The 22,013-nt window shown below is 66.0% G+C and carries 19 protein-coding genes; 13 read left to right on the top strand and 6 right to left on the bottom strand.

The window, feature by feature from the left end:
- Window positions 1-237 precede the first annotated feature (237 nt).
- From FRC98_RS19555 to FRC98_RS22115, 5 genes are all read left to right on the top strand, one after another.
- Window positions 238-828 carry a hypothetical protein gene (locus FRC98_RS19555; protein ID WP_146983190.1) on the top strand — a complete coding sequence of 197 codons (591 nt, stop codon included), beginning with the start codon at window positions 238-240 and terminating at the stop codon, window positions 826-828.
- Window positions 829-926: 98 nt separating this feature from the next.
- The gene (locus FRC98_RS19550) at window positions 927-1,256 is read left to right on the top strand and encodes a hypothetical protein (RefSeq protein ID WP_146983189.1); all 330 of its coding nucleotides are present in this window, start codon (window positions 927-929) and stop codon (window positions 1,254-1,256) included.
- On the top strand, window positions 1,257-2,372 hold the full coding sequence (locus tag FRC98_RS19545) for a serine/threonine-protein kinase (RefSeq protein ID WP_283809668.1): 1,116 nt from the start codon (window positions 1,257-1,259) through the stop codon (window positions 2,370-2,372). It abuts the gene before it with no gap.
- Window positions 2,257-2,823, top strand: coding sequence for a hypothetical protein (locus FRC98_RS19540; protein WP_146983186.1), 567 nt, complete (start codon window positions 2,257-2,259; stop codon window positions 2,821-2,823). The genes FRC98_RS19545 and FRC98_RS19540 overlap by 116 nt, the downstream gene beginning before the upstream one ends.
- Before the next feature lie 77 nt (window positions 2,824-2,900).
- Window positions 2,901-3,023 carry a hypothetical protein gene (locus FRC98_RS22115; protein ID WP_283809666.1) on the top strand — a complete coding sequence of 41 codons (123 nt, stop codon included), beginning with the start codon at window positions 2,901-2,903 and terminating at the stop codon, window positions 3,021-3,023.
- Between the two features lie 62 nt (window positions 3,024-3,085).
- On the opposite strand, the gene FRC98_RS19535 is transcribed toward FRC98_RS22115, so the two are convergent.
- Window positions 3,086-4,234, bottom strand: coding sequence for a nucleotidyltransferase family protein (locus tag FRC98_RS19535; RefSeq protein WP_146983184.1), 1,149 nt, complete (start codon window positions 4,232-4,234; stop codon window positions 3,086-3,088).
- Window positions 4,235-4,363: 129 nt separating this feature from the next.
- On the opposite strand from FRC98_RS19535, the gene FRC98_RS19530 reads away from it, so the two are divergent.
- The 6 genes from FRC98_RS19530 (at window position 4,364) to FRC98_RS19510 (ending at window position 12,547) form a co-directional block, all read left to right on the top strand.
- Complete coding sequence (locus tag FRC98_RS19530; RefSeq protein ID WP_230467827.1) at window positions 4,364-5,521, top strand: glycosyltransferase family 4 protein; 1,158 nt, start codon at window positions 4,364-4,366, stop codon at window positions 5,519-5,521.
- A 32-nt stretch (window positions 5,522-5,553) separates the two neighbouring features.
- Entirely contained in the window at window positions 5,554-6,843 is a 1,290-nt protein-coding gene (locus FRC98_RS19525; RefSeq protein ID WP_230467826.1) for an oligosaccharide flippase family protein, read from the top strand.
- A gap of 111 nt (window positions 6,844-6,954) precedes the next feature.
- Complete coding sequence (locus tag FRC98_RS19520; RefSeq protein WP_146983179.1) at window positions 6,955-8,547, top strand: DUF7151 family protein; 1,593 nt, start codon at window positions 6,955-6,957, stop codon at window positions 8,545-8,547.
- 295 nt (window positions 8,548-8,842) lie between these two features.
- A complete protein-coding gene (locus FRC98_RS19515) occupies window positions 8,843-10,378 on the top strand; it encodes a vWA domain-containing protein (protein WP_146983177.1) in 1,536 nt (511 codons plus the stop codon).
- Between the two features lie 170 nt (window positions 10,379-10,548).
- Entirely contained in the window at window positions 10,549-10,719 is a 171-nt protein-coding gene (locus tag FRC98_RS21825) for a hypothetical protein (RefSeq protein ID WP_230467825.1), read from the top strand.
- 112 nt (window positions 10,720-10,831) lie between these two features.
- On the top strand, window positions 10,832-12,547 hold the full coding sequence (locus FRC98_RS19510; protein WP_230467824.1) for a vWA domain-containing protein: 1,716 nt from the start codon (window positions 10,832-10,834) through the stop codon (window positions 12,545-12,547).
- Window positions 12,548-12,567: 20 nt separating this feature from the next.
- Here FRC98_RS19510 and FRC98_RS19505 read toward each other — a convergent pair whose 3' ends face one another.
- Entirely contained in the window at window positions 12,568-13,332 is a 765-nt protein-coding gene (locus FRC98_RS19505; RefSeq protein WP_146983174.1) for a hypothetical protein, read from the bottom strand.
- A 90-nt stretch (window positions 13,333-13,422) separates the two neighbouring features.
- On the opposite strand from FRC98_RS19505, the gene FRC98_RS19500 reads away from it, so the two are divergent.
- The gene (locus FRC98_RS19500; protein WP_146983172.1) at window positions 13,423-15,363 is read left to right on the top strand and encodes a serine/threonine-protein kinase; all 1,941 of its coding nucleotides are present in this window, start codon (window positions 13,423-13,425) and stop codon (window positions 15,361-15,363) included.
- Between the two features lie 20 nt (window positions 15,364-15,383).
- On the opposite strand, the gene FRC98_RS19495 is transcribed toward FRC98_RS19500, so the two are convergent.
- Complete coding sequence (locus FRC98_RS19495; RefSeq protein ID WP_146983171.1) at window positions 15,384-16,067, bottom strand: deoxynucleoside kinase; 684 nt, start codon at window positions 16,065-16,067, stop codon at window positions 15,384-15,386.
- Window positions 16,068-16,151: 84 nt separating this feature from the next.
- Between FRC98_RS19495 and FRC98_RS19490 the strand changes: the two genes are divergently transcribed.
- On the top strand, window positions 16,152-16,805 hold the full coding sequence (locus FRC98_RS19490) for an MBL fold metallo-hydrolase (RefSeq protein ID WP_146983169.1): 654 nt from the start codon (window positions 16,152-16,154) through the stop codon (window positions 16,803-16,805).
- A gap of 22 nt (window positions 16,806-16,827) precedes the next feature.
- Here FRC98_RS19490 and FRC98_RS19485 read toward each other — a convergent pair whose 3' ends face one another.
- The 3 genes from FRC98_RS19485 to FRC98_RS19475 form a co-directional block, all read right to left on the bottom strand.
- Window positions 16,828-18,597, bottom strand: coding sequence for a dynamin family protein (locus FRC98_RS19485; RefSeq protein ID WP_146983167.1), 1,770 nt, complete (start codon window positions 18,595-18,597; stop codon window positions 16,828-16,830).
- 399 nt (window positions 18,598-18,996) lie between these two features.
- Window positions 18,997-19,887, bottom strand: a complete 891-nt coding sequence (locus FRC98_RS19480; protein ID WP_146983165.1) for a M48 family metallopeptidase — start codon at window positions 19,885-19,887, stop codon at window positions 18,997-18,999.
- 139 nt (window positions 19,888-20,026) lie between these two features.
- On the bottom strand, window positions 20,027-21,886 hold the full coding sequence (locus FRC98_RS19475; RefSeq protein WP_146983164.1) for an FHA domain-containing protein: 1,860 nt from the start codon (window positions 21,884-21,886) through the stop codon (window positions 20,027-20,029).
- Between the last annotated feature and the right edge of the window lie 127 nt (window positions 21,887-22,013).

Raw genomic sequence — 22,013 nt, 5'->3', positions numbered from 1 at the left:
TGCGCAACAACCTGCGCTCTGGAAAATCTCTTCGCCAATCCCCCCTATTCAAATTCCTCAAAGCGTCGTAAATAAGCCATGTTGGGCCCGGGGTGCGTCCGGCACCTTGCGCCTGATTTTTTGTGCCTACATCTCTGTTCAGATGTTGGCGGGCTTGCCCCGACGCCCTTCCCCCCGCGCCAGCCCCCGGGTCGCCTGACCCTTGATCTTAATGCAACACCGATGGAGTTCTCAGTTATGGCTTACAAAGCGCAGCTCGTTGTTCGTGCAAGTGATCGCGAAGGCGTCGAGGTCGTCGACGGCGTCAAAGCAATGGCCGATCGCCTCGGAAAAACCTACTCCGAGATGGCCCTGGAGCTGCTGCGCTCTGCGCTGGGAACCCCCGCCTCCACCTCCTCCAGCGTCGCTGAGCCGGCCGATGAGGCCCCCAAAAAAGCCACGGAGCCGGCCGAAGCCCCCTCCAAAAAGGCCAGCGAAACCCCGGCCAGCGAACCCAAAAAGATCGCGAAAAAAGAGCCCAAAAAGGAGGCCGCCGCTCCCAAAAAGAGCGCCTCAAAGCGCACCTCGGCCAGCGGCGTCACCATCGACCTGAGCAAGCCCCAGTCGATCATCGAGACGCTCATCGCCCACCGCGACAGCGACGGCGAAGAGGCAGCCTCCCGCGTGCTCGTCGACTTCTACGCGGTTGCCGGCCCGGCCGACTCCTTCAAACTTAAGCAGGCCCTTCAAGAACGCCTCGGCGACGAGGCCTACGAAGCCCTGATGACCCCGGTCAAAGAGACCCCCGAGTACCGCGACTATAAAGACCGCGCCCTCTTCGGTCGCTGATCCGCCGGGCATCTGGCGTGCGCAGTTCGACCCGGCCCTTAATCCCTGCCATAATGCAGGTTATCCGCTTCGGCCCAGACTGCTGACGAGCTCCGACCGTGACCGCACGCCTGATGTTCATTCAAGACGCCGCCCCTCTGGCCCGCGCCCGCGTGCGCCTGCCCGGCTCGTCCGAGGAGTTTGAACTCGACGAGGAGGGCCGCGTCGAGCTCGCGCTCAGCGGCGGCTCCCACACCCTGGAGATCTTCAGCGAGGGCAGCTGGAAGACCACCCGCGTGGAGGTCGCCCCGCAGAAGAGCCTGATGGTCGTGGAGGTCGGGCAGGCCCAGGCCCACGCCGGCACTCTGGCCGCCTGCGGCCAGCCCCTCAACAGCACCGCCCCCCACGCGCCCCCCACCCTCATGGGCGATCGCTACCGCCTCGACTAGATCTTAGGCCGGGGCGGCATGGGCGTGGTCTACCTGGCCACCGACACGCGCCTCAACCGCCAGGTCGCCCAGAAGATGCTCAGCGAGGCGCTTCGCGAAAACCCCGAAGCCCGCCGCCTCTTCCTCGAAGAGGCCCGCGCCATGGCCACGCTCACCCACCCCAACCTGGTGGCCGTTCACGACGTCACCTCCTTCGACGATCGCGACGTCATCATCACCGAGCTCGTCCGCGGCAAAAACCTCGATGAGATCCTGGAGGCCAACGGTCCTCTGGAGCTCGACAGGGCCCTGGAGGTCGGCTTTCAGCTCGCCAACGCCGTGGCCTTCCTCCACGAGCAAGGCATCATCCACCGCGATCTCAAACCGGCCAACGCCATCCTGGAGCCCGAGGGCAAACTCAAGCTCATCGACTTCGGCCTGGCCCGCTCCGTCGATCACCTCATGGCCCGCGGCACCGCCGTGCGCGGCACCCCGGCCTACATGGCCCCCGAGCAGATCCTGGGCCCGCAGATCACCGACAAAACCGACGTCTACCAGCTCGGCGTCACCCTCTACGAGCTCCTCTGCAAAGAGCTTCCTTTCGAGATGACCGGCAGCGGGCTACTCGCCCACATCAACAAACCCGCCATCGAACTCTGCACCCGCCGCGCCGGGATCCCCGACGAATTTCAGCGCCTGGTACACCGCTGCATCCTCCCCGAGCCCGACCAGCGCCCCACCGCCGCCGAGTTGGCTGCAGAGCTCAGCAGCTTCTGCAAAACCTACTGCGGCCACACTCTGGCCACCCCCCTCGGGCACCGGACGCGTCAGCGGCGCGATGGCCGCAGCCTCAACAAGCTCCGCAACCTCTACGACCTCCCAGCCCTCTTCCACTCCGGCACCACGCGTCGGCCCCACAGCCTCCACACCCGACCTCCCCGCCGGCTCCAACGCCCCGACAGACGCCCCGCCCGAGCCCCAGAACCTGCGCTCACGCATCCTCATCCTGGCGGCCCTGGGCGTGGCCATCATCATCGCGCTGAGCGTGGCCGCCTTCCTCATCGCCCGCGACTCCGCCACCACCTCCGAGCCCGATCCCACGAGCGATCCCGTCGCCGCTTCGGCCGCCCCGGATGATGCGCCAGCGCCTGCCGCGCCCGAAGCCCCCGCACCTTCGCCAGAACCCGACGCCCCCACCCCCGAGGCACAGGCGCAGGCCCGCCAGGCCGCCACGCGCGCGGCCGGCACCATCACCGAAAACGCGCAGATCGCCAGCGCCGCCCCCTCGCCGGCACCCGAAGACAACGCGCAGGCACCGAGCCAGCAGCCCGCGCGCGGCGCCGCTCGCCAGGCCTCCGGCGCCCGCGAACCCTCCCCCACAACCACCGCGCCCTCCCGCGCCCCGGCGCCTGCCCCCGAAGACGCCCCCGAACACCCCACCGCCGAGGCCGCTGACCCGGCAGACGAAGACATCGCCGCCCCGACCTCACCAGCTCCCGAAGAACCCGCTCCGGTCCAGGCCCTCCCCCTGCCCACCCCCGAGCCTGAGCCTGAGCCCGAAGCCCCGAGACCCCGGCCAACGAGCTGACCCCCGACGACATCGAAATCCTCGATCTTCGCCTCGACCGCAGCGCGCTGACCGCCGACGCCGGCCTGATCATCCGCGTGGCCGGCTTCGAGCTTCTTGCCAACTACGGCTACACCTTCTGGGGCCGCAACACGGCCGCCTCCCACAGCTTCTCGCTGGGCACGATCTTCGCGCTGCCCGACGCCACCGCCGCGCGCTGATTGAACCTCTCGGCCATGACCGATCGGGTTGCGCTCCGAGAAACCCGCCACGATCCGCGCGCTCAGCCCGGCCCCAGCCACCTCCCAAGGCCCGCCTTGCTCAACACTCGCCCCGCCTCATGCGGCCCCAGCAACGTGGCATAGAGCGCGCCGCGCAGCCGCATCGCCGGCCGGTCGAGCACCAGCATCGTGGCCGCCCGCAGCAAAATCGCCGGCACCGATCCCACCTCCGGCATCACCGCCGCCACCGTCCCGCCCCACCTCCCCGGCGCCTCGCCAGTCAGGCATCCCCGCGCGCTCTCCGCGCTTAAGCGCGCCCACGCCTCCACCGCCCCCCCTCGCTCCAAACCTTCAAACGCCCCCTTACGCCCGACCAACACCTCCAGCGCGCGCAGCCCCCAGCTCACCACACCCCACACCCCGCAACCACGCGCCAACGCTTCGACTTCCTTAAAGAACGTCGCCTCGTCCCCAAACGCATCCACATACGCCGCCAGATCGAGCAGCCCCCGGGCAAAGCCCAGATGCTGCTGCAGATGCACCGCAAGCTGCACCATCCCCCAGGTCGCGCTCGGCACCCCCACCTCCACCCCGCGCAGCTCCACCACCTCGGCCTCCAGCAAACACCGCCCCACCCCCAGATGCGGAAGTTCTGGAAACCCCACCGCCCAGTGCAACTCCACCAGCACCCCGGTCGTGTGATGACGCCAGGCGTGCTGATTATACGCCCACTCCCGCGGCGCCTCATCCGCCGCCGGCACATACCCCGCCAGCCTCAACCGCGCGCAGGCCTCCTCGCGATCGCCGGGCAACACCAGCACATCCACATCAGCACTCACCCGCTCCAGCGAGCCCTCTCCAAAGAGCACCGACGCAAGCGGATACCCCTTCAAAATCAAACACTTAAGACCACCAAAAAGCCGCGCCACTTCGAGCGTCGCCTCCCGCACCAGCGCCATCTGGGCGGTAAGCCGAAGCCGCTCTCTTACCACCACCCCCACCGCCGGCAAGCGCTGGCAAACCGGCGCCGCAAGCCCGAAACGCCGCGCTCGCGAGAGCACCTGCTCCACCCCGCGCCCGTCCAGCTTCGAGAGATCGACACCCCCGGCCATCGCCTGCAACGCCCCCTCATACCAGCCCCCCTCAACCGGCCCACCACGCCCACCCTTGGAATGGTTTTCCCCCCTGGCTGCGCTTACCCTTGTCGCCATCGTACGATCACCTTCGCCAGTCGATCCTTAAGCTGCAATTTGCTACGACACCCGAAGCCACAGTGGGCACCAACGCTTTTTGGGCAAAAACGACGCCGAACTCCTCCGCCCACGTCTTTACGGAACCTCATGACGCGCCTCCTTCATATCACGACCGTCGCCGAATCGCTGGGCTTTCTGCGCACCCAGATCCCCTACATGAAGTCGCAGGGCATGCACATCGAGGCCCTCTGCTCCCCGGGCCCCCATGTCGCGCGCATGGCAGAGGAGCTCGGCATCACCATCCACACCGTCGAGATGCCCCGGCGCATCTCGCCAGTGCAAGACCTGCGCGCGCTGGGCCAGCTCTGGCAGACCCTGCGCCGACTTCAGCCCGACATCGTGCACGCCCACACCCCCAAGGGCGGCCTGCTCGGCACGCTCGGCGCGTTTGCCGCCGGCACCCCCGTGCGCATCTACCACATGCGCGGCCTTCCCCTGGAGACGGCCACCGGCTGGCGACGCGCCCTGCTCACCGCCACCGAACACGTCTCCACACGACTCTCCAACCACACCATCGCCGTGGGCTTCGCGCTTCGCCAGACCGCGCTCTCACTCAACCTCTGCCCCCCCGATCGCATCTGCGTGCTGGCCGGCGGCAGCGGCCAGGGCGTCGACGCCACCACCCGCTTTAACCCGGCGCGTTTTGACGCCGACCACCGCGCCAAAAAACGCACCGAGCTCGGCCTCTCCCCCGACGACTTCGTCATCGGTTTTGTCGGACGCCTGGTCGTCGACAAAGGCATCGAGACCCTCTGGCGCGCCTTCGATAAACTTGCGACCATCGCCCCCGAAGCCCACCTTGTGCTGGTCGGCCCCTTTGAGGAACGCGACGCCCTCAGCCCTCAAACCCGCCAGGCGCTCGAAGACCACCCGAACGTCCACCTCGCCGGCTTCGTCGCCGACACCGCCGAGCTCTACCCGGCCTTCGATCTTCTCACCCTCCCCACTCGCCGCGAGGGCTTCCCCAACGTGCTCCTGGAGGCCGCCGCCATGGAGCTTGCCTGCGTCACCAGCGACATCGGCCCCTGCCGCGAGGCCATCGTCGACGAAGAAACCGGCCGCTCCGTGCCCTTAGACGACGCCCACGCCCTCTTCGGCGCGCTGAACAGCTACCGCCTTCAGCCCGAGCTGGCCCGCGCCCACGGAAAAGCCGCCCGAGCCCGCGCGCTCACCCATTACAGCCCCGACGCCATCGCCCGCGATCTTCACGTGCTCTACCACCAACTTCTCCAGCCTCGAGCCTGAGCGTGTCTGCCGTAGAAAAACTGAAAACTCTGGTGCGCAGCGCATTTTTCAAAAACGTCGCCCTGCTCGCCAGTGGCACGCTCGTCGCCCAGCTCATCACCGTGGCCTCCACCCCGGTGCTCAGCCGCCTCTTTCTGCCGGCGGCCTTCGGCGTGCTCGGCATGCTCAACTCGGTGGTCAACATCCTGGCCGGCGTCTCCGCGCTTCGCTACGACATGGCTATCGTGCTGCCCGCCGAAGACGACGACGCCGCGAACCTCCTCTCCTTGAGCCTGGCCATTCTGACCACGCTCACCCTCATCACCCTCATCGCCATCACCCTGGGCCGCGTCCCCCTGGCCGAACACCTGGGCCAGCCCGACGCCGCCGACTGGCTCTGGTGGGTGCCCCCGCTTGTCTTCGTCACCGGCGTCTTCCAGATCTTGAGCTACTGGTGCTCGCGCCGAAAAGAATTCAAACGCCTCTCCATCTCCCAGGTCGCCGCCTCGGCCACCTCCGCCGGCTCCAAGATCGGCGCCGGCGTAGCCGCGCTGGGCCCCCTGGGGCTGGTCGCCGGCCAGGCCGCAGGCCAGATCATCGCCTCACTGGTCTTATTGGCCCAGGTGCTTCGCGAAGACTTTTCGCGACTTCGAGAGGCTTTCAGTGGCGAGCGCATCCGTAAGGTCGCGCGCACCTACCGCGATTTTCCCCGCTATAACGCCCCAGTCACGCTGATCAACGGCCTGACCAACGGCCTGCCCGTGCTCCTCTTCGGCATCATCTTCGATGCCGCCACCGCCGGCCTCTACTCGGTGGCCTACCTCATCTTGAAGATGCCCGTAACACTGGTCTCCAACGCCGTGCGCCAGGTCTACTACCAGCGCGCCAGCGAGCGCCTCAACCAGGGCCTCCCCCTCTACCCCGACCACAAACGCACCACCCTCATTCTGCTCGGCGCCGGCATCCTCCCGGCGATCGTCGCCGCCATCATCAGCCCTCCCCTCTTCGGCCTGGTCTTAGGTGAAGAGTGGACCGGCGCCGGCGACTTTGCCCGCTACCTGATGGTCTTTCTCTTCGCGATGCTCGTCGCCGTGCCCGCCAGCGCGCTGGTGCCGGTGCTCAACCGCCAGCGCTGGTTTCTGGGCTGGCAGATCATCGCGCTCGTCTTAAGCACCGCCGGCATCGCCCTGGGCTACGTCTTCGGCTCCCCCATCGCCGGTGTCATCGGCTACAGCGCCGCCAAAGCCCTGATGTTCATCATCCTCACCCTGGCCATCACCGCGCATGTCCGCCGCGTCGATCAGGAAGGCCACCGCGCCTACCTCGACACAGATACAGATTGAAACATTTTTTCACAAAACCTTGATTCTCCACGCCGCCTCATTATGGTGGTCGCCGTGCACTTCACCCGAGCGAGCGACCCCACTTCACCGACGTCGATGGAGCATCTTCTTATGATCTTCCCCACCCGCCATGCCCTGGCCGCCCTCCTTGCCCTGACCCTCGTCGCCTGCGGCGGCGACGATGACGACACCGCCACCACCCCCACCGGCCAGGTCCCCACCGTGGAGCTTCGCGACATCTCCCCCGGTGAGACCTGCGAGTTCGGCGGCGTGGAGCTCCGCAGCGGCGTCGACGCCGACAACGACGGCGTGGTCGACACCTCCGAGCTCGACTTCTCCCGCGCGGTCTGCAACGGCGAAGACGGCCGCGACGGCCTCAATGGCACCAACGGACAGGACGGCACCAACGGTAGAAATGGCGACGACGGCACCAACGGGGAAGACGGCCTCACCCTCGAAGTCGAAACCTCGGTCATTGAGCCCGGCCTGGTCTGCGAAAGCGGCGGCACCCTCTTCACCTTCGGCTACGACGACAACAACGACGACGCCATCTCCGGCGACGAGATCGTCGAAGAGGTCGAAGTCTGCAACGGCACCGACGGCACCAACGGGGAAAACGGACAGGACGGCCTCACCCTCGAAGTCGAAACCTCGGTCATTGAGCCCGGCCTGGTCTGCGCAAACGGCGGCACCCTCTTCACCTTCGGCTACGACACCAACGACGACGACGCCATCTCCGAAGACGAAGTCGTCGACACCGTCGAAGTCTGCAACGGCCGCGACGGCACCGACGGCCAGGACGGCACCAACGGGCAAGACGGCATGACCTCCCTGATGGAGCTTGAGACCCTGGCCGAAGGCGACGCTACCTGCGCCGCCGGCGGCGTGCGCCTGCGCGTGGGCTTCGACACCACCGGCGACGGCAACATCGACGACACCTCCTCGACCCGTGAGATCTGCAACGGCACCGATGGTGAGAACGGTGAGAACGGTGAGAACGGTGAGAACGGTGAGAACGGTGAAGATGGCCTGAGCTCTTTGGTCGAGACCACCGTCCTAAACACCGGCGATCCCAACTGCCCCAATGGCGGCGTCCAGGTCACCTTCGGCTACGACACCACCGAAGATGGCAACATCGACCAGGTCACCTCCACCGAATCGGTCTGCAACGGCACCGACGGCGAAAATGGCGATCCAGGCCCCGCCGGCCCACAAGGCCCCGCCGGTGAAGATGGCGAAAACGCCTCCGGCGGCGGCACCACCCTCGTCGACGGCAACGGCGCCACCCTGGGTCTTGTCATTGGCTCCACCGACGCCGACATCAGCGTGCTCACCTCCGCCGGCTACCGCGTCACCATGACATGGACCGGCGAGTTCGTGAACGCCGCCACCCTGGAATACTCCAGCGCGGGCTGCGCCGGCTCGGTCTACCTGAGCTACTACAACAACGAGACCCGCAAGGTCTGGGGCCGCTCCGTCTTCTACAACCCCTTCACCGACACCCTGCTGCTGGCCAGCAGCTCCTCCATCGGCGCCGACGGCATCATCGTGCCCACCAACGCCACCGTCGCCTCCTACCTGGAAGCCGCCGGCACCTGCTCCGAACTCACCCCGGAGAGCTCTCCCACCGCCCCGCTGGTCTCCACCACCGCGACAACCGTGGGTCTGCCGAGCACCATCGTCGGCCCCCTCACCCTCCAGTAGGCTCCCCTCACCCCACTCCGGGTGATCTTTTCTAAAAAAAGCCCCCGGCGCGCCGCGCCGGGGGCTTTTTTCGCTAAAACTCTCCCCACGCCCGCTGGCAGCTCCCCACTCCATCTTCCCCTCGCATTGGACATCCCCTACCCCAACCTCCTCGCCACATCCTCCCCACGCCCCCTCACCCACCTCCCCGCCAGTCCACACACCGCGCTCCGAGCGCAGCTTCCCCTCCCCGCTGGCACGCCTTCTGCAAACTCCCCCACCGCCAACGCCAACCCCACGTCCCCGGAGCGTCCCGATGCGACCCCCCATCACTCCCCGCGCCCTGCTCGCTACCTCCCTCGCCATCACCTTCGCCGCCTGCGGCTACGACGATGCTGCCGAGGGTCACTGGTATTACCCCGGAGGAGCCGACTACGACTACGCCCCGGAGCCCGCCCCCATGCCCGATGGCGAGGAACGCCCCGACCTCGACCACCCCACCTTCGAAGAAAACCCCTTCGTCGACACCGCCGAAGAGAACACCTCCACCTTCTCGGTCGACGTCAACACCGCCTCCTACACCTACACTCGCGGCCAGCTTCAAAACGGCCAGCTCCCTCAGCCCGAGCAGGTGCGCATTGAGGAGTTCATCAACTTCTTCCGCTTCGACTACCCCGAACCTCTCGACGATCAACGCTTCTCCATCAACATGGAGATCGCCCCCTCCTACTTCGCCCCCGAAGACGTTGAGAATGAGCGCCATCTTCTGCGCATCGGCCTGCGCGCCGCCGATGTCAGCATCGAGGAGATGAAACCCTCCAACCTCGTCTTCCTCGTCGACGTCTCCGGCTCCATGAGCTCGGACAACCGCCTGCCGCTCGCCCAGCGCGCCATGCACACCATGCTTAACCACCTGCGCCCCCAGGATTCGGTGGCCATTCAGACCTACGCCGGCGGCACCGGCACCGTCCTCCCCCCCACCGCCGGCGATCAGACCGAAACCATCGCCGACGCCATCGACAGCATGGCCTCCGGCGGCTCCACCAACGGTGAGGCCGGCCTCATCGCCGCCTATAACCTGGCCGAAGACGCCTTCATCGAAGGCGGCAACAACCGCGTCATCATCATCTCCGACGGCGACTTCAACGTCGGCCGCACCGGCGAATCACTCGTCGATCTGGTGCGCGAATACCGCGACCGCAACATCACCATCACCACCGTCGGCGTGGGCATGAGCTACAACGACGCCACCATGGAAGCCCTGGCCCGCGACGCCAACGGCAACTACCTCTACCTTGACACCGTCGCCGAAGCCCGCCGCGCCTTCGGCGAAGAGCTCCCCTCCACCCTCGAGATCATCGCCGCCGACGTCAAAATTCAGGTCGAGTTCAACCCCGACTCCGTCGCCCGCTACCGCCTGGTCGGCTACGAAAAACGCCTGCTCGACAACGAAGACTTTGAAGACGACGCCCGCGACGCCGCCGACGTCGGCCCCGGTCACACCGTCACCGCCCTCTACGAGATCGAGCTCACCGACGCCGACGACGACCTGGTGCTCTCCGAAGTCCGCATCCGCCACAAACCCGAGCTCGGCGCCGAAAGCATCGAGGCCATCCAGCAGATCAAGCGCTCCCAGGTCCTCGATAACTTCGAAGAGGCCTCGGCCAACTTCCGCTTCGCCACCGCCGTGGCCGAGTTCGCCGCCATCCTCAAAAAGAGCGAGTTCAGCCACGGCGCCCGCTTCGCCGACGTCCACGCCATCGCCCAGGCCGCCGCCGACACCGAGAACCCCCACCACCAGGAGTTTCTCGAGCTCGTCGACATCGCCGAAGGACTCTGGCCCCAGAACTGATCGCACCGACCTGTAATCGCCTCACCTCTACGCCCGCCCGGCCTTGCCGGGCGGTTTTTTTTGGCCGCCAGATTGGGAAAGTTTCCCCCACCTCCCTACACTCCTCAGTCCACCTCCAGATGCCCGCATCGCTCCCCATATTTCCGCGCGGCATACATTTTGGAACTCCAATGGAAAAAGAGCGCAACACCGCATTCTACCTCGCCATCCTCGCCATTCTGGCGATCGCGATCATCCTTATCCTCAAGCTCACCGGCCCGCCCGCCCCCGACGAGTTTTATAAAGGTCCGGCTCCGGCCGATGCCGCCAGCAGCGACCTCGTCGAACCGCAGGCAGAGTGAGCGCGCCACGCATCTTCCCACCCGTCTGATTGGGAATTCTGGCCTCAACCACGTACACTTCTTCCATCAAGCGATGATGTACGGATGGATGCCGAACTTCCCGGAGCCCCTTATGATTCTCAATCGCAGCACCCGATTCTACCTCGGCATCCTCGCCGCCCTGGTCGTCGTTGCCATCTTCGCGATCAAACTCTTCGGCGGCACTATCGCCTCGAAGTTCCAGCCTGCGAATGAAGATGTCACCGTGAACTGTGACTTCAGCAGCCGTCCCATTGACCCGGACGCCCCCAAACGCCCCAGCGTCTCGGAACAAAGCTCCGAGTCCTTTAACGACCAGGTCGCGAACGCCGCCCGGCGCGCGGCACTTCGGGAGGTCGCGCAGGCGCGCAGCGGCGCGCCCGAAGTTCATATTCCGCCGCCCACCCCCACCGCCCCGCCCCCCGCGCGCCTGGCCCTCGATCCGCCCGCCCGCGCCATCGGCCACCACAGCTTCACCCGCGCCGCGCAGGAGCCCACGTCCACCTTCTCCATCGACGTCAACACCGCCTCGTATACCGCTTCGCGCGAGGCGATCCTGCGCTACAAGCTCCCGCATCCCGACTCGGTGCGGCCCGAGGAGTTTTTGAACTTCTTTGAGTACGACTACAACCCGCCCACCCCCGGCGAAGACTTCTCGATTCAGCTCGACATGCTGCCCAGCTACTTCGGCTCCACCGAGACGCCCCGCCAGCTTGTGCGCGTGGGCATCCGCGGCGCCGATGTGCCCGTCGAAGAGATGAAAGCCTCCAACCTGGTCTTTCTGGTCGACGTCTCCGGCTCGATGGGCCTGGACACACGCCTTCCCGCCGCCAAGATCGCCATGCGCACCCTGGTCGAGCGCCTGCGCCCCGACGACACCGTCGCCATTCAGACCTACGCCAGCGGCACCCACACCATCCTTGAGCCCACCCCGGTGGCCGACCGCGACCGCATCCTGCGCGCCATCGACGGCCTCATCGCCAAAGGCACCACCCGCGGGGATGCCGGCATCGTCAACGCCTACGAGCTCGCCAGGCAGGGTTTTATTGAAGATGGCAACAACCGCGTGCTCATCTTCTCCGACGGCGACTTCAACGTCGGCCCCCCCGGCGAAGACCTGGCCGAGCTGATCCGCTCCTACCGCGACGATCACATCACCGTGACCACCGTCGCCATGGGCCTGGGCTCCAAAGACGACATCATGGAGCAACTCGCCCGCGACACCAACGGCAACTACTTCTACATCGACACTCAGAACGAAGCCGAACGCATCTTCAGCGAGAAGGTCGTCGGCACCCTCCAGGTGCTCGCTGCCGACGTGAAGATCCAGGTGGAGTTCAACCCCGACTTCATCGCCGGCTACCGCCTCATCGGCTACGAGAAGCGCGCCATGGCCAACGAAGACTTCGACAACGACGAAGTCGACGCCGCCGAGCTCGGCCCGGGCCACACCGTCACCGCCTTCTACGAAGTCGAGCTCACCGAAAGAGCCCCGGCCTCCAGCGCCGAGCTGGCCCGCGTGGACGTCCGCTACAAAAAGGAGCTCGGCGCTGAGAGCCAGCTCGTCAGCCGCGCGCTCACCCCCGATCGCATCTACGCGACCTTCAACGAGGCCCCCGCCCAGCTGCGCTTTGCGGCCACCGTGGCCGGCTTCGCCGAGAGCCTGCGCGTACCCCGCAGCAGCTCCCGGACGCCCCCCTTCGACGAGCTCCTCGCCACCGCCGCGCAGAGCGCCTACGAGGGCGATCCGCACCAGGTGGAGCTGGCCTCACTCATCACCCGCGCCCACGACCTCTGGGTGGGCCGTTGATGCAAGTCACCCCGGCGAGTTCACGGCTCGCCGGGCATAAAGACCCACTCCACCAGAAGTTCGGACTCGCCGGTGGCCTCAAAGGTCAGCCCCTCGACCTGGACCACGCAGGCCTCAAAGCCGGGCTCGCGCAGCCCCACGTTGGCGCGCACCTGCACCTCCCCGATAACCCCCACGCCGCCGCCGGCCAGCATGGTCCAGTTCAGCGCGAGCCTTCCCTGGCGCTCGGGCTCGCGGGCTCGAAGTTCCTCGAAACACACCCCCACCCGCGGCGCCACCACATCGATGGAGCGCTGGCGATCCTCGCGCATCGCCAGGAGCTGCGCCTGGCGCATCTCCCCCTCATCGAGCTCCGACTGCAGCTCGTGCGCCTCCTCCTCACTTAAGCGCTCCGGCATCCACCGAGCAGGCCCTACCGGCGCGCGCTCCCCCTCGCTCCAGTCTTCCTCCGGCTGCCCTTCATCGTCGGCCCGCTGCGCCCGACGCCGGCGATCCAGGTGTGCCAGCGCCCCACCACGCCCCACCTCCTCAGCCGAACTCGCCACACCCCCGTCCGCCCGCCCCCCGGCGTCGCCCAGGTCGAGCTTCCCCGCCGAGAGCGCATTGAGCGCCCCGCCCCGCTTCGTCGCCTCCACCCGAACCGGCGCAGGCCGCGGCATAAAAGGCGCCTCTACGCCCTTGTCCTCCCCCTCATCCACCGTCGCCAACGTCGAGTTCACCACCCACGCGGCCGCCCCCATCCCCACAACGAGCACCACCACAGGCGCGATCTTGCTGGTCTTCACGACATCCTCCTGCCAAATTTGCGTCGCAACCATCGTGGGTTACACTGCCCCCGTTGCCGACATACCCACCTCGTCCGCAGAGCCCCCTTGATGGGAACTTCCACAAGCAGCGAACATAAAGAGCTCCACCCCGGAGAGCTCTTCCTGGAGCGCTACCGCATCGAGCGACGCATCGCCGACGGCGGCATGGCCTCGATCTACCTGGCCATCGACGAGCACTCCGGCCTGCCGGTCGCCATCAAGGTACTCTTCTCACACTACCTGGACAACGAGGTGGTGCGCGCCCGCTTCCTCGACGAGGGCCGCATCCAGGCGATGCTCCAGCACCCCAACATCGTGCACGTCTACAAGGTCGTGCAGGACCCGCTCTTGTGCTTCGTCATGGAGTACGTCGAGGGCGACACCCTCGAAGAGTACCTCCAGCGCGAAGGCCCGCTCCCCGAGGCCCAGATCATCGACCTGATGCTCCCGGTGATGAGCGCGGTGGGCCTGGCGCATACCCGCGGCATCGTGCACCGCGACCTCAAACCCAGCAACGTGCTGCTCAAGCCGGTAGCCGGCTTCTTCAAACCCAAGGTCATGGACTTCGGCGTGGCCAAGGTCTCCAAAGACCGCGATCTGACCGCCGCCGGCACCACCGTGGGCACGCTGCACTACATGAGCCCCGAGCAGATCGTGGGCGCCCGCGCCATCGACGGCCGCGCCGACATCTACAGCCTGGGCTGCACCCTCTACAAACTTTGCACTGGCGAGGTGCCCTTTAATGCGTCGAGCGAATTTGCGCTGATGATGGCGCAGGTTGAGGCGCCGCCCACGCCCCCCACCCAGCTTCGCGCCGGCATCTCCACGCGCCTCGAAGAGGTGATCCTCAAGGCCCTGGCCAAAGAGCCCGAGCACCGCTTCCAGTCCATCGGCCAGATGACCAGCGCGCTTATCGAGCTGACCAAAACCTCCGACGCCGGCCGCACCACCGAGACTCGCCCCATCCCCCGCGAGCTCATCGAGATGGCCATGGCCGCCAACGAGGTCGCCCAGGATCAGACCGCGCAGTTTCGTCTGGCGCCGCTCCCCGAGCAGACCCACGTCGCCGGCGACTACCGCGAGGCCGCCGAGCTCGCCACCCACGAGATGAGCGCGCGGGCGTTTGACGAGATCTCCCGCGACCGCGAGATCGCCGAGATCCGAAAAAGCCAGCACATTCAACCACTTAAGCCCAAAAAAGAATTTGCCGGCGATGACATCGACGCCACCCGGCGCGCCATCATCGATCACCTCCCCACCCAACCGGTCGCCGACCCTCCTGAATTCAGCGATGAGGATTTGAGCGAGACCAACGCCATCTCCAAAGAGCGCATCCAGCGCGCCCTCGAGCAGAATGAGGAGCCGGCCACCCGCGAGTTCGATCGCCGGCGCTCCGGCATCATCGCCGTCGATCGCGGCGTCGACTCCGGAGAAGTCACCGGCCTGCACCTCTCCGACCGCGAACTTCGCGCGGCCATCGACGAAGCCAAACGCGCCGGCATCACCGGCCCGCCCCCCACACCGGCCACCCGCGTCGACGACTCCGATGAGCTCGATCGCACCCGCGATGAGCGCCCTTCAGCGCGCGTCCCCTCACTGGCCGGCCTGGCCGACGAAGACTCCGACCCCACCCTGGGCGCCCGTCCCTCGGTGCGCGCCGCCTCACTCTCCAGCCTGGCCGACGAAGACTCCGACCCCACCCTGGGTGCCCGCCCCTCGGTGCGCGCGCCCTCGCTCCCCGGCGCCTCACGGCCGGATCGTGTCGACGCCAACCTCCCGGCCGACTCCCGCGACACCACCGCCCGCGATGCCCGCGCCCTTTCGGTCCCACACGCCGACGCGCCCGGCTCCAATCTTAGCCGCCCCGCCCGCGCCCAGCCCCTGAACCAACACCAGACCAAACGCCACAAGCCCGACGAGAGCTCCGAGGGCCAACTCTGGGTCGTCGGCGGCATCATCGCCGTCTTCATCGCCCTGCTGATCCTCGGCTGGGCCCTCTTCCTGGCCTGAAGCCAGCCCCCCCACTCGTTTTAGAGGTACTTCTCGATCGTGGTGAGGATGTCGTGGCAATCCACCAGATCCGTCACATAGTCGAGCTCGTGGCTGGGGATGATCACCACCGGTGAGAGATCGTAGTTGGCGATCCACCCCTCGTAGAGCTTATCGAGCTGCTTGAGATACGCCGTCGGAATGTTCTTTTCCATCTCTCGGCCCCGCAGCTTGATGCGCTTTTTAACCGCGCGGATCGGGCAGCGCAGGTAGATCATCAGATCCGGGGGCTGAATCTGCGAGTGCACCGCCTCGTAAAGCTGGCGGTAGGTGCGATAATCGCGCTCCGTCATCAGTTTTTTGCGGTAGAGGTTCTCCGCAAAGATCTCGGCATCTTCCCAGATCGTGCGATCCTGAATCACGCTGTGCGCGGTCTGGTCGAGGTCGAGGTGCAGCTTGAACTTCGCCGTCAGAAAGTAGATCTGGCTGGCAAAACTCCACTGCTTCATGTTCGCGTAAAAGTCCTCGAGGTAGGGGTTCTCCTCGTTGGGCTCGAAGTAGGGCTTGATGTCGTAGCGCTGGCATAAAAACTCGACCAGCGAGCTTTTCCCGGCGCCGATATTGCCGGCCACCGCGATGTAGCGGCGCTTGCCGGCGGCCTCCCGGCCCAGCTCGGAGGTGCGGTCGACCTCGATGATCTGGCGAGTATCCTGTGGCTGTGTCATCGTCTCTCTTTTGGCGCCCGGCGCCACCAACACCATTCATCGGCCCGCAACAGGGCCTTAACTTCAGCTTCTTCGGACCCACCCATGCGTGAGACCTCTCCTGCCCCCACGATCCTGACCTGGGTCGTCGGCCCCCTGCAGACCTCTATCTACGCCATCGCCTGCACGCGCACAAATGAGGCCGTGCTCATCGACGCCGGCGGCCAGGCCCAGACGGTCTTAAAAGACCTTAAAGATCAAGAACTTACCCTCAAAGCCGTCTGGCAGACCCACGCCCATATCGATCATATCGCCGGACTCCCGGAGATCGCGCAGGCCAGCGGCGTGCCGGTCTACATGCACCCCGACGACATGCCGCTTTACCGCGCCGCGCCGCAGCAAGCGCAGATGTTTGGCTTTGCGGCGCTGGGCGATCTTCCCCCCATCGATCACGACTTAAGCGACGGCCAGACCCTGAAGGTGGGCGATCTCCAGGCGGAGGTTCTTCACGTACCCGGGCACAGCCCGGGCTCGGTCGGCTTCTACTTTAAGGAGCTCGGTCTCTTTTTTGGCGGCGACGTGCTCTTCGCCGGGAGCATCGGCCGCGTCGACCTGCCCGGCTCCAGCATCGAGCAGATGCGCGCGTCGCTGGAGCGCCTCAAGCAATTGCCCGATGCGACGCAAGTGCTCCCCGGCCATGGTCCGGCCACGACCATCGGCCAGGAGAAGCGCTACAACCCCTTTATGCAGGGCTTCTAACGCCTCTTCGCCGGCCGGGCGCTCACACCACCAGCCGCTCGCGCGTCGCCTTGATCATGCGCGCGAGCCGGCGCACCTCTTCGGCGCGCGCGTCGACCTCAGAGATGAGCTTGTCGCGGTCGCCCTCAGCCTCACGGTCGGTCTGCACCTGCTCCAGCGCCTCCTCAATCTGGCCGTAGAGACGATCGCCGGCGTGCTCAATAAACTCTTTGAGCCGATCGCTGTAGCTGTGAATCATGCGCATCAGCTCCGCCTCAATGGCCTCGGTGGCCTCGCGGATCGCCGTCGCACCTTCTTCTTTGGCGCGATCTTTCAGCCGCTCATCGCCCTTGCCTTTGAGCACCATCGCCAGAATGGGCGTGGCCAGCGTGAGCACCCCACCCACAAGCGCGTTGGCAAAAAGCCACACCGAAACCCCCAGCGTCCCCAGCGCAAACACGCTCACATCATAGCCGATTGTGTCGATCTCCAGATCCAGGCCCTCGCCCATCCCCAGCTCCTCGCGCAGCGCTCCGACCACCTCGCGCATCGACTGGTTGGTGACCTCGATCGTCTCTTCGGCCAGCGTTTCGAGCCCCTGCGCGATCTCCTGGCCCTCGTCTTCGAGCCACTTCTGAAAAGTGTCCTGGATCCAGCGCGAGAGGTAGCGTTTGACGTCTTTGGCCTCGGCCCGCTCCACCTGCACCGGCAGCGCCTCGGCAAAGCCGTCGGCAAAAACCCGCAGGTTATGGCGCGCGGTCGCCGCGATGCCGGCGCTGCGCTCATCGACCCGATCGAGGTTCTCGCTGATCACCCGCCGGCTCTCTTTAAGCCGGGCGTGCACCGCGCGGATGCGCTCCTCCAGCTCGGCCTGCTCCAGTCGGTAACCCTGACGTTTGATCGCCAGGTTCTGCTCGATCATCGCCGCAATCCGCAGCGCCCCGCCCAGCGCGCTGTCGAGCACGATGGCCTCTTTGCGCTCGCGCACAAACTGCTGCACGTACTGCCGAAACGCCTCAAACTCACCGGACGGCGCCTGCCCCTTCTTCTGGGCGTCGAGCGCCGCGCGGGCCGAGAACGCAAACAACTCCACCGGCCCGATCAACGTCTCCAGGCGCTGGCGCGCGTAGGCCTCAACTTCCTTTGCCTCCTCCTCGCTGAGCGCGTCGAGCTTGCCCAGCACAAAGAGGATGCGGTCGCGGTTGGCCTTTAAGAGCCGGTCGCGAATAAAGCTGACCTCGCTCTTCTTGAGCACCTGCGTGGCGTCGAGCACATACAAGATCACATCGGCGCGGGGCAGGTACCCGTAGGTGATCTCCACCTTCTGGCGCGAGATGTCGTTGACCCCGGGCGTGTCCACCAGGATCAGCCCCTCGCTCAAAAAATCGTTAGGGTAGCCGATCTCCACATACTCGGGCTCCTCGGAGCTCTCTTCCTCGTGGCGAATCAGCTCGCCAAGGCCCTCATAGCTGACCTCGCGCAGCTCCCCGCCGCGCCGCTCCTTGATCGCCGCGCGCGGCGCATCGGCATGCACAAGATGGGTGATCACCGCGGTGGTCGGCGTGATACCCATCGGCAGCACCTCCTGACCCAGCAGGGCGTTGACCACCGTGGACTTGCCGTGGTTGAACTCCCCCAACACCACCAGCGAGACCTGACCGCGCTCCAGCGCCGGAAGCCGCTCCTCGACCACCTCCTGGTGGATCGAGCGCAACCCGCTGCGCTGAGCCATCTCCGCCAGCTCATCGAGGTAACCGCTGACATGCCCCCGGTTGACGCTCACCTGCGCCTCTGCCTCAGCTTGCTGCGTCATCCATCCTCCTGATTATCGCATCATCACCGTGGACCCACGGCCCTGAAATAAAAACCCGCGCAAGGATCGGGCGAGGACGATCTTCCGCCGTAGTCTCGCAGCACCTGTGGGTTGTGGCATGGCTCATCCCCGTGTCGGATCGCACCTGGTTGACTCCCCACAAGGCCGTCGGCACCACCGGGTGAGCCGAGGTCTGAACACCGGGACGCTGTGCGCCCGATGCCCTCCCTCGACCTCCGATGGTCGATTCCTCGCGGTGTTCAACTCTGGAGACCCGAGCATCGCCGGGATGAAGCACCCAACCTTCAGGGCGTACGAACGACGAATACTGACTCCTCGCCGCGCCTTGCGCGGGCTTATAAGCCTTTGAGAGCATTGCACTTTTCGCCTCTCAAAAGCTCACATCACTTGTATGACTTTCTCGACGTCTCTGTCAACCTCATCGAGCGCCTCGCCACCACGCTCGCCAATAAGCTCGCGGAAATACGCGCTTTTTGCGAAAAGCTGCAGCGCCTGCACCCGCTTGGGAAGGTAGGGGTGCGAGGCCAGGTATTCTTGAAAACGCCCCACGCCTTCTTTGATGCCATCGACCTGACTTAAGTATTCGTCGAGATCGATCTGTTCAAAAAGTTTCTCACTGCCCAGCGCGAGCTTCATCATCACTTTGAGCGCGACCTGCTCGTCGCGGCAGCAGATAAGCCCGGCCCGATCGCAGGTGATCTCCCCGCGCCGACTCCAGCCGTTGAGCGCCAGACGCGCGGGCACCGCCGCCCACTTCACAAAGGTGATGACACCCTGGGAGAGGAAGTTCGCCGCGGTGTGGTAGACCACGTGGTTGTTCTGGATGTGGCCGCACTCATGGCCGATCACAAACTTGAGTTCCTCGGCGCTCAAGCGATCGACCAGCGCGGAGTTGAGCACGATAAAGGCCTCATCATCGGTGCCGTAGGTGCCCGCGTTGAGGCTCGCCAGGTTCTGCGCCACGTAGACGGTGGGCACGGCGATATCAAGCGTCTCGGCGCACTCCACCACCAGGTTATGCAGCTCCGGGAACTGCCGGCGGTTGACCTTGACGCTGCTCCCCAGGAGCGCGTTTTTCTGCACCGCCTTCCAGAATCGCACCGTGGCCTCGACCACGATGCGCACCGGGCGCAGGCGATCGAGGCGGCGCAACACGCGCAGATCGCCGGCGAAGGCGTACTCGCCAAAGCCGGTCTTCTCATCGCGACCGCTTCGCCCCTGATTCTGTCGGTTGATGTATTTGAGAAAGTCGAAGTCGTAAGCAGTCATCGCATCGCCAGGCAAAGGCCGGCGCCCCCTCAAAGGTGGGCGCGCCGCCATAAGATCCAGTCTTCATCGCCCCTCACGCACCGGGGCTGCAGAGCATAACCTCCGCGCCCTCCCAACCTACTCCCCGGGCTGCCACGCTTTAGCCTTCGCTGAGCGCGTCCATCATCTCTTTGAGCGTGCGGCGCGGCGCGGTATCGCGGATGGCTGACTGTAAGCGCACACGGTCCACCGTCGAGAGGGGTTGCAGATCGGTGCGCTCAATCGCGTCGACGATGCGGTCGAGGCTCTCCATCTTCGCGCGCAACGCACCGGCATCAAAGGCCGGCCCGGCGGCCTCACTGCCGCGCGCGCGCTCCCGCTCAAGTTTGAGGCGCTGCTTCAAGCCCTCGATCTCCCCGCGCAGATCGCGCTCCAGAGATTCGAGTGAAGCGCGCGCTGCGCGCGCTTCTTCCAGGGCGCCCTCGGCAGCTTCTGCGCGCCCCTGGAGCGTGTCGCGCTCGGCGCGCAGCCCCTCGAGCTCCTCGCCAAGGCTGGCAAGCTCGGCCTGCGCCGCCTCCAGCCGACCGCCGGCGTCGACTGCCGCCGCACGCAGCGCCTCGATCTCGGCGTTGAGCTCCACCTGCTCGGCCTGCAGGTCGCGGTTGCGCCGCTCGAACTCCCCGAGCAGACGCTCCTGGCGAGCGGCCTCCTTGCGGGCGGCCTCCAGCTCCTCGCGGGCCTGACCGCCGCCGCGGGCCGCACGCAGCTCTTCCTGGGCGCGCTCAAGCTCCCGCTCCAGAAGATCGACATCGCCACCGCGCGCCTCCAGCTGCGACTCGGCCGTCTCGGCCCGCGCGCGCAGCTCGTCGATGCGCGCGGTGGCCTCCTGCAGGCGGCGATCGAGATCTTCGCCCCGCTCCCGCTCGATGATCGCCTCCTGGGAGGCCTCGCGGGTCTCTCGGAGCTCGGCGCTCAAGCGCTCTTTCTCCTCAAGGGCCTCTCGGAGCTCGGTGCTCAAGCGCTCGGCCTCGCCATCACCACCGCCGCCCTGCTGCGCAGCGATCTGCGCTTCTTCGAGCTGGCGGCGAAGCCCCTCAAGCTCATCGGCCTGGCGCGCCGCAAGCTCCTCAATGGCCCGCTTCTCTTCCTGAAGGCGCGCCACATCGACGCCGCCTGCGCCACCGCCAGCGTAAGGATCCACCTCACTGACCTCACTGGCCAGCTCCCGCGGATCGATCTCCAGCACATCATCATAGCCCGCCGAAGGCTCATTGAGCCCGGCGTACTGCCCGCCCCCGGCGCTCACGCCAAAGCTGACGCCGCCCCCATCATCGTCGTTTCCTTGATCGAAGCCACCCTGGTCAAAGCCGTTCTGACCAAACCCACCCTGGCCCGCACCCATGCCCGAGTCGTAGGGGTTCTGGCCAAAGCCGTTCTGACCGCCGCCCTGAGGCTGCCCCGCACCCATGCCCGAATCGTAAGGGTTCTGGCCAAAGCCGCTCGGCGCGCCGCCCTGGTTCGGATTCGGGTTCGGGTTCGGGTTTTGATTCTGGCCCGGGCCAAACCCACCCTGGCCAAAGCCCCCCATCTCCTCCTGACCAAAGTCCTGGGTGACGCGGTTGGCCCCGTAGCCCTGCTCCACCTCCAGACCACCGCCCCCGGCGCCATAATTGCCGTTGAGTTGCGGCGCAGACGCCGCCGGCTGCTGGCTGGCATCCTGATAAAAACGCAGGATGAAGTCCCCGCACCACACCTCATCCTGATCCTGCAAAAACTCCGACGACGTAATCGGCTTACGCTCGTCGTTGATCATCAGGTAGGTGCCGTTGGAGCTGTTGAGATCGACGATCTCGTAGCGTCCATTCGAATAATGGAACTCCGCGTGATGCCTCGAGACGCTCTTTCGATTGGAGCGAATCGTGCAATCTGTCGCTCGCCCGATCGAGACCACCGGGGCCTGAGGCCCCAGCTCCACGCTCATCTCTCTGCCAGACGCGTCCGTGTACACAAGCTTCGCCACCGCCACTACTCCTGCGCTCGTCGCTCTTTTCGATCTGCTCGATCTGCCCGTGAAGCTGCCTTGCTCATTCGACGCCGCATCATAAGGCCGCCGCCTTCCAAGCGTCAATCAAGCCTGAACGCTCGGA

This window comes from Lujinxingia vulgaris (genome assembly GCF_007997015.1).
GTDB classification, from domain to species: Bacteria; Myxococcota_A; Bradymonadia; order Bradymonadales; family Bradymonadaceae; genus Lujinxingia; species Lujinxingia vulgaris.
This window is presented reverse-complemented; position numbering and strand designations above follow the sequence as displayed.

Bases quoted from the DNA above. Each gene is read 5' to 3' on its own strand.
- FRC98_RS19555 (WP_146983190.1), top strand. From the start codon at position 238: ATGGCTTACAAAGCGCAGCTCGTTGTTCGTGCAAGTGATCGCGAAGGC.
- FRC98_RS19535 (WP_146983184.1), bottom strand. From the start codon at position 4,234: ATGGCGACAAGGGTAAGCGCAGCCAGGGGGGAAAACCATTCCAAGGGT.
- FRC98_RS19530 (WP_230467827.1), top strand. From the start codon at position 4,364: ATGACGCGCCTCCTTCATATCACGACCGTCGCCGAATCGCTGGGCTTT.
- FRC98_RS19520 (WP_146983179.1), top strand. From the start codon at position 6,955: ATGATCTTCCCCACCCGCCATGCCCTGGCCGCCCTCCTTGCCCTGACC.
- FRC98_RS19515 (WP_146983177.1), top strand. From the start codon at position 8,843: ATGCGACCCCCCATCACTCCCCGCGCCCTGCTCGCTACCTCCCTCGCC.
- FRC98_RS21825 (WP_230467825.1), top strand. From the start codon at position 10,549: ATGGAAAAAGAGCGCAACACCGCATTCTACCTCGCCATCCTCGCCATT.
- FRC98_RS19510 (WP_230467824.1), top strand. From the start codon at position 10,832: ATGATTCTCAATCGCAGCACCCGATTCTACCTCGGCATCCTCGCCGCC.
- FRC98_RS19500 (WP_146983172.1), top strand. From the start codon at position 13,423: ATGGGAACTTCCACAAGCAGCGAACATAAAGAGCTCCACCCCGGAGAG.
- FRC98_RS19495 (WP_146983171.1), bottom strand. From the start codon at position 16,067: ATGACACAGCCACAGGATACTCGCCAGATCATCGAGGTCGACCGCACC.
- FRC98_RS19490 (WP_146983169.1), top strand. From the start codon at position 16,152: ATGCGTGAGACCTCTCCTGCCCCCACGATCCTGACCTGGGTCGTCGGC.
- FRC98_RS19485 (WP_146983167.1), bottom strand. From the start codon at position 18,597: ATGACGCAGCAAGCTGAGGCAGAGGCGCAGGTGAGCGTCAACCGGGGG.
- FRC98_RS19480 (WP_146983165.1), bottom strand. From the start codon at position 19,887: ATGACTGCTTACGACTTCGACTTTCTCAAATACATCAACCGACAGAAT.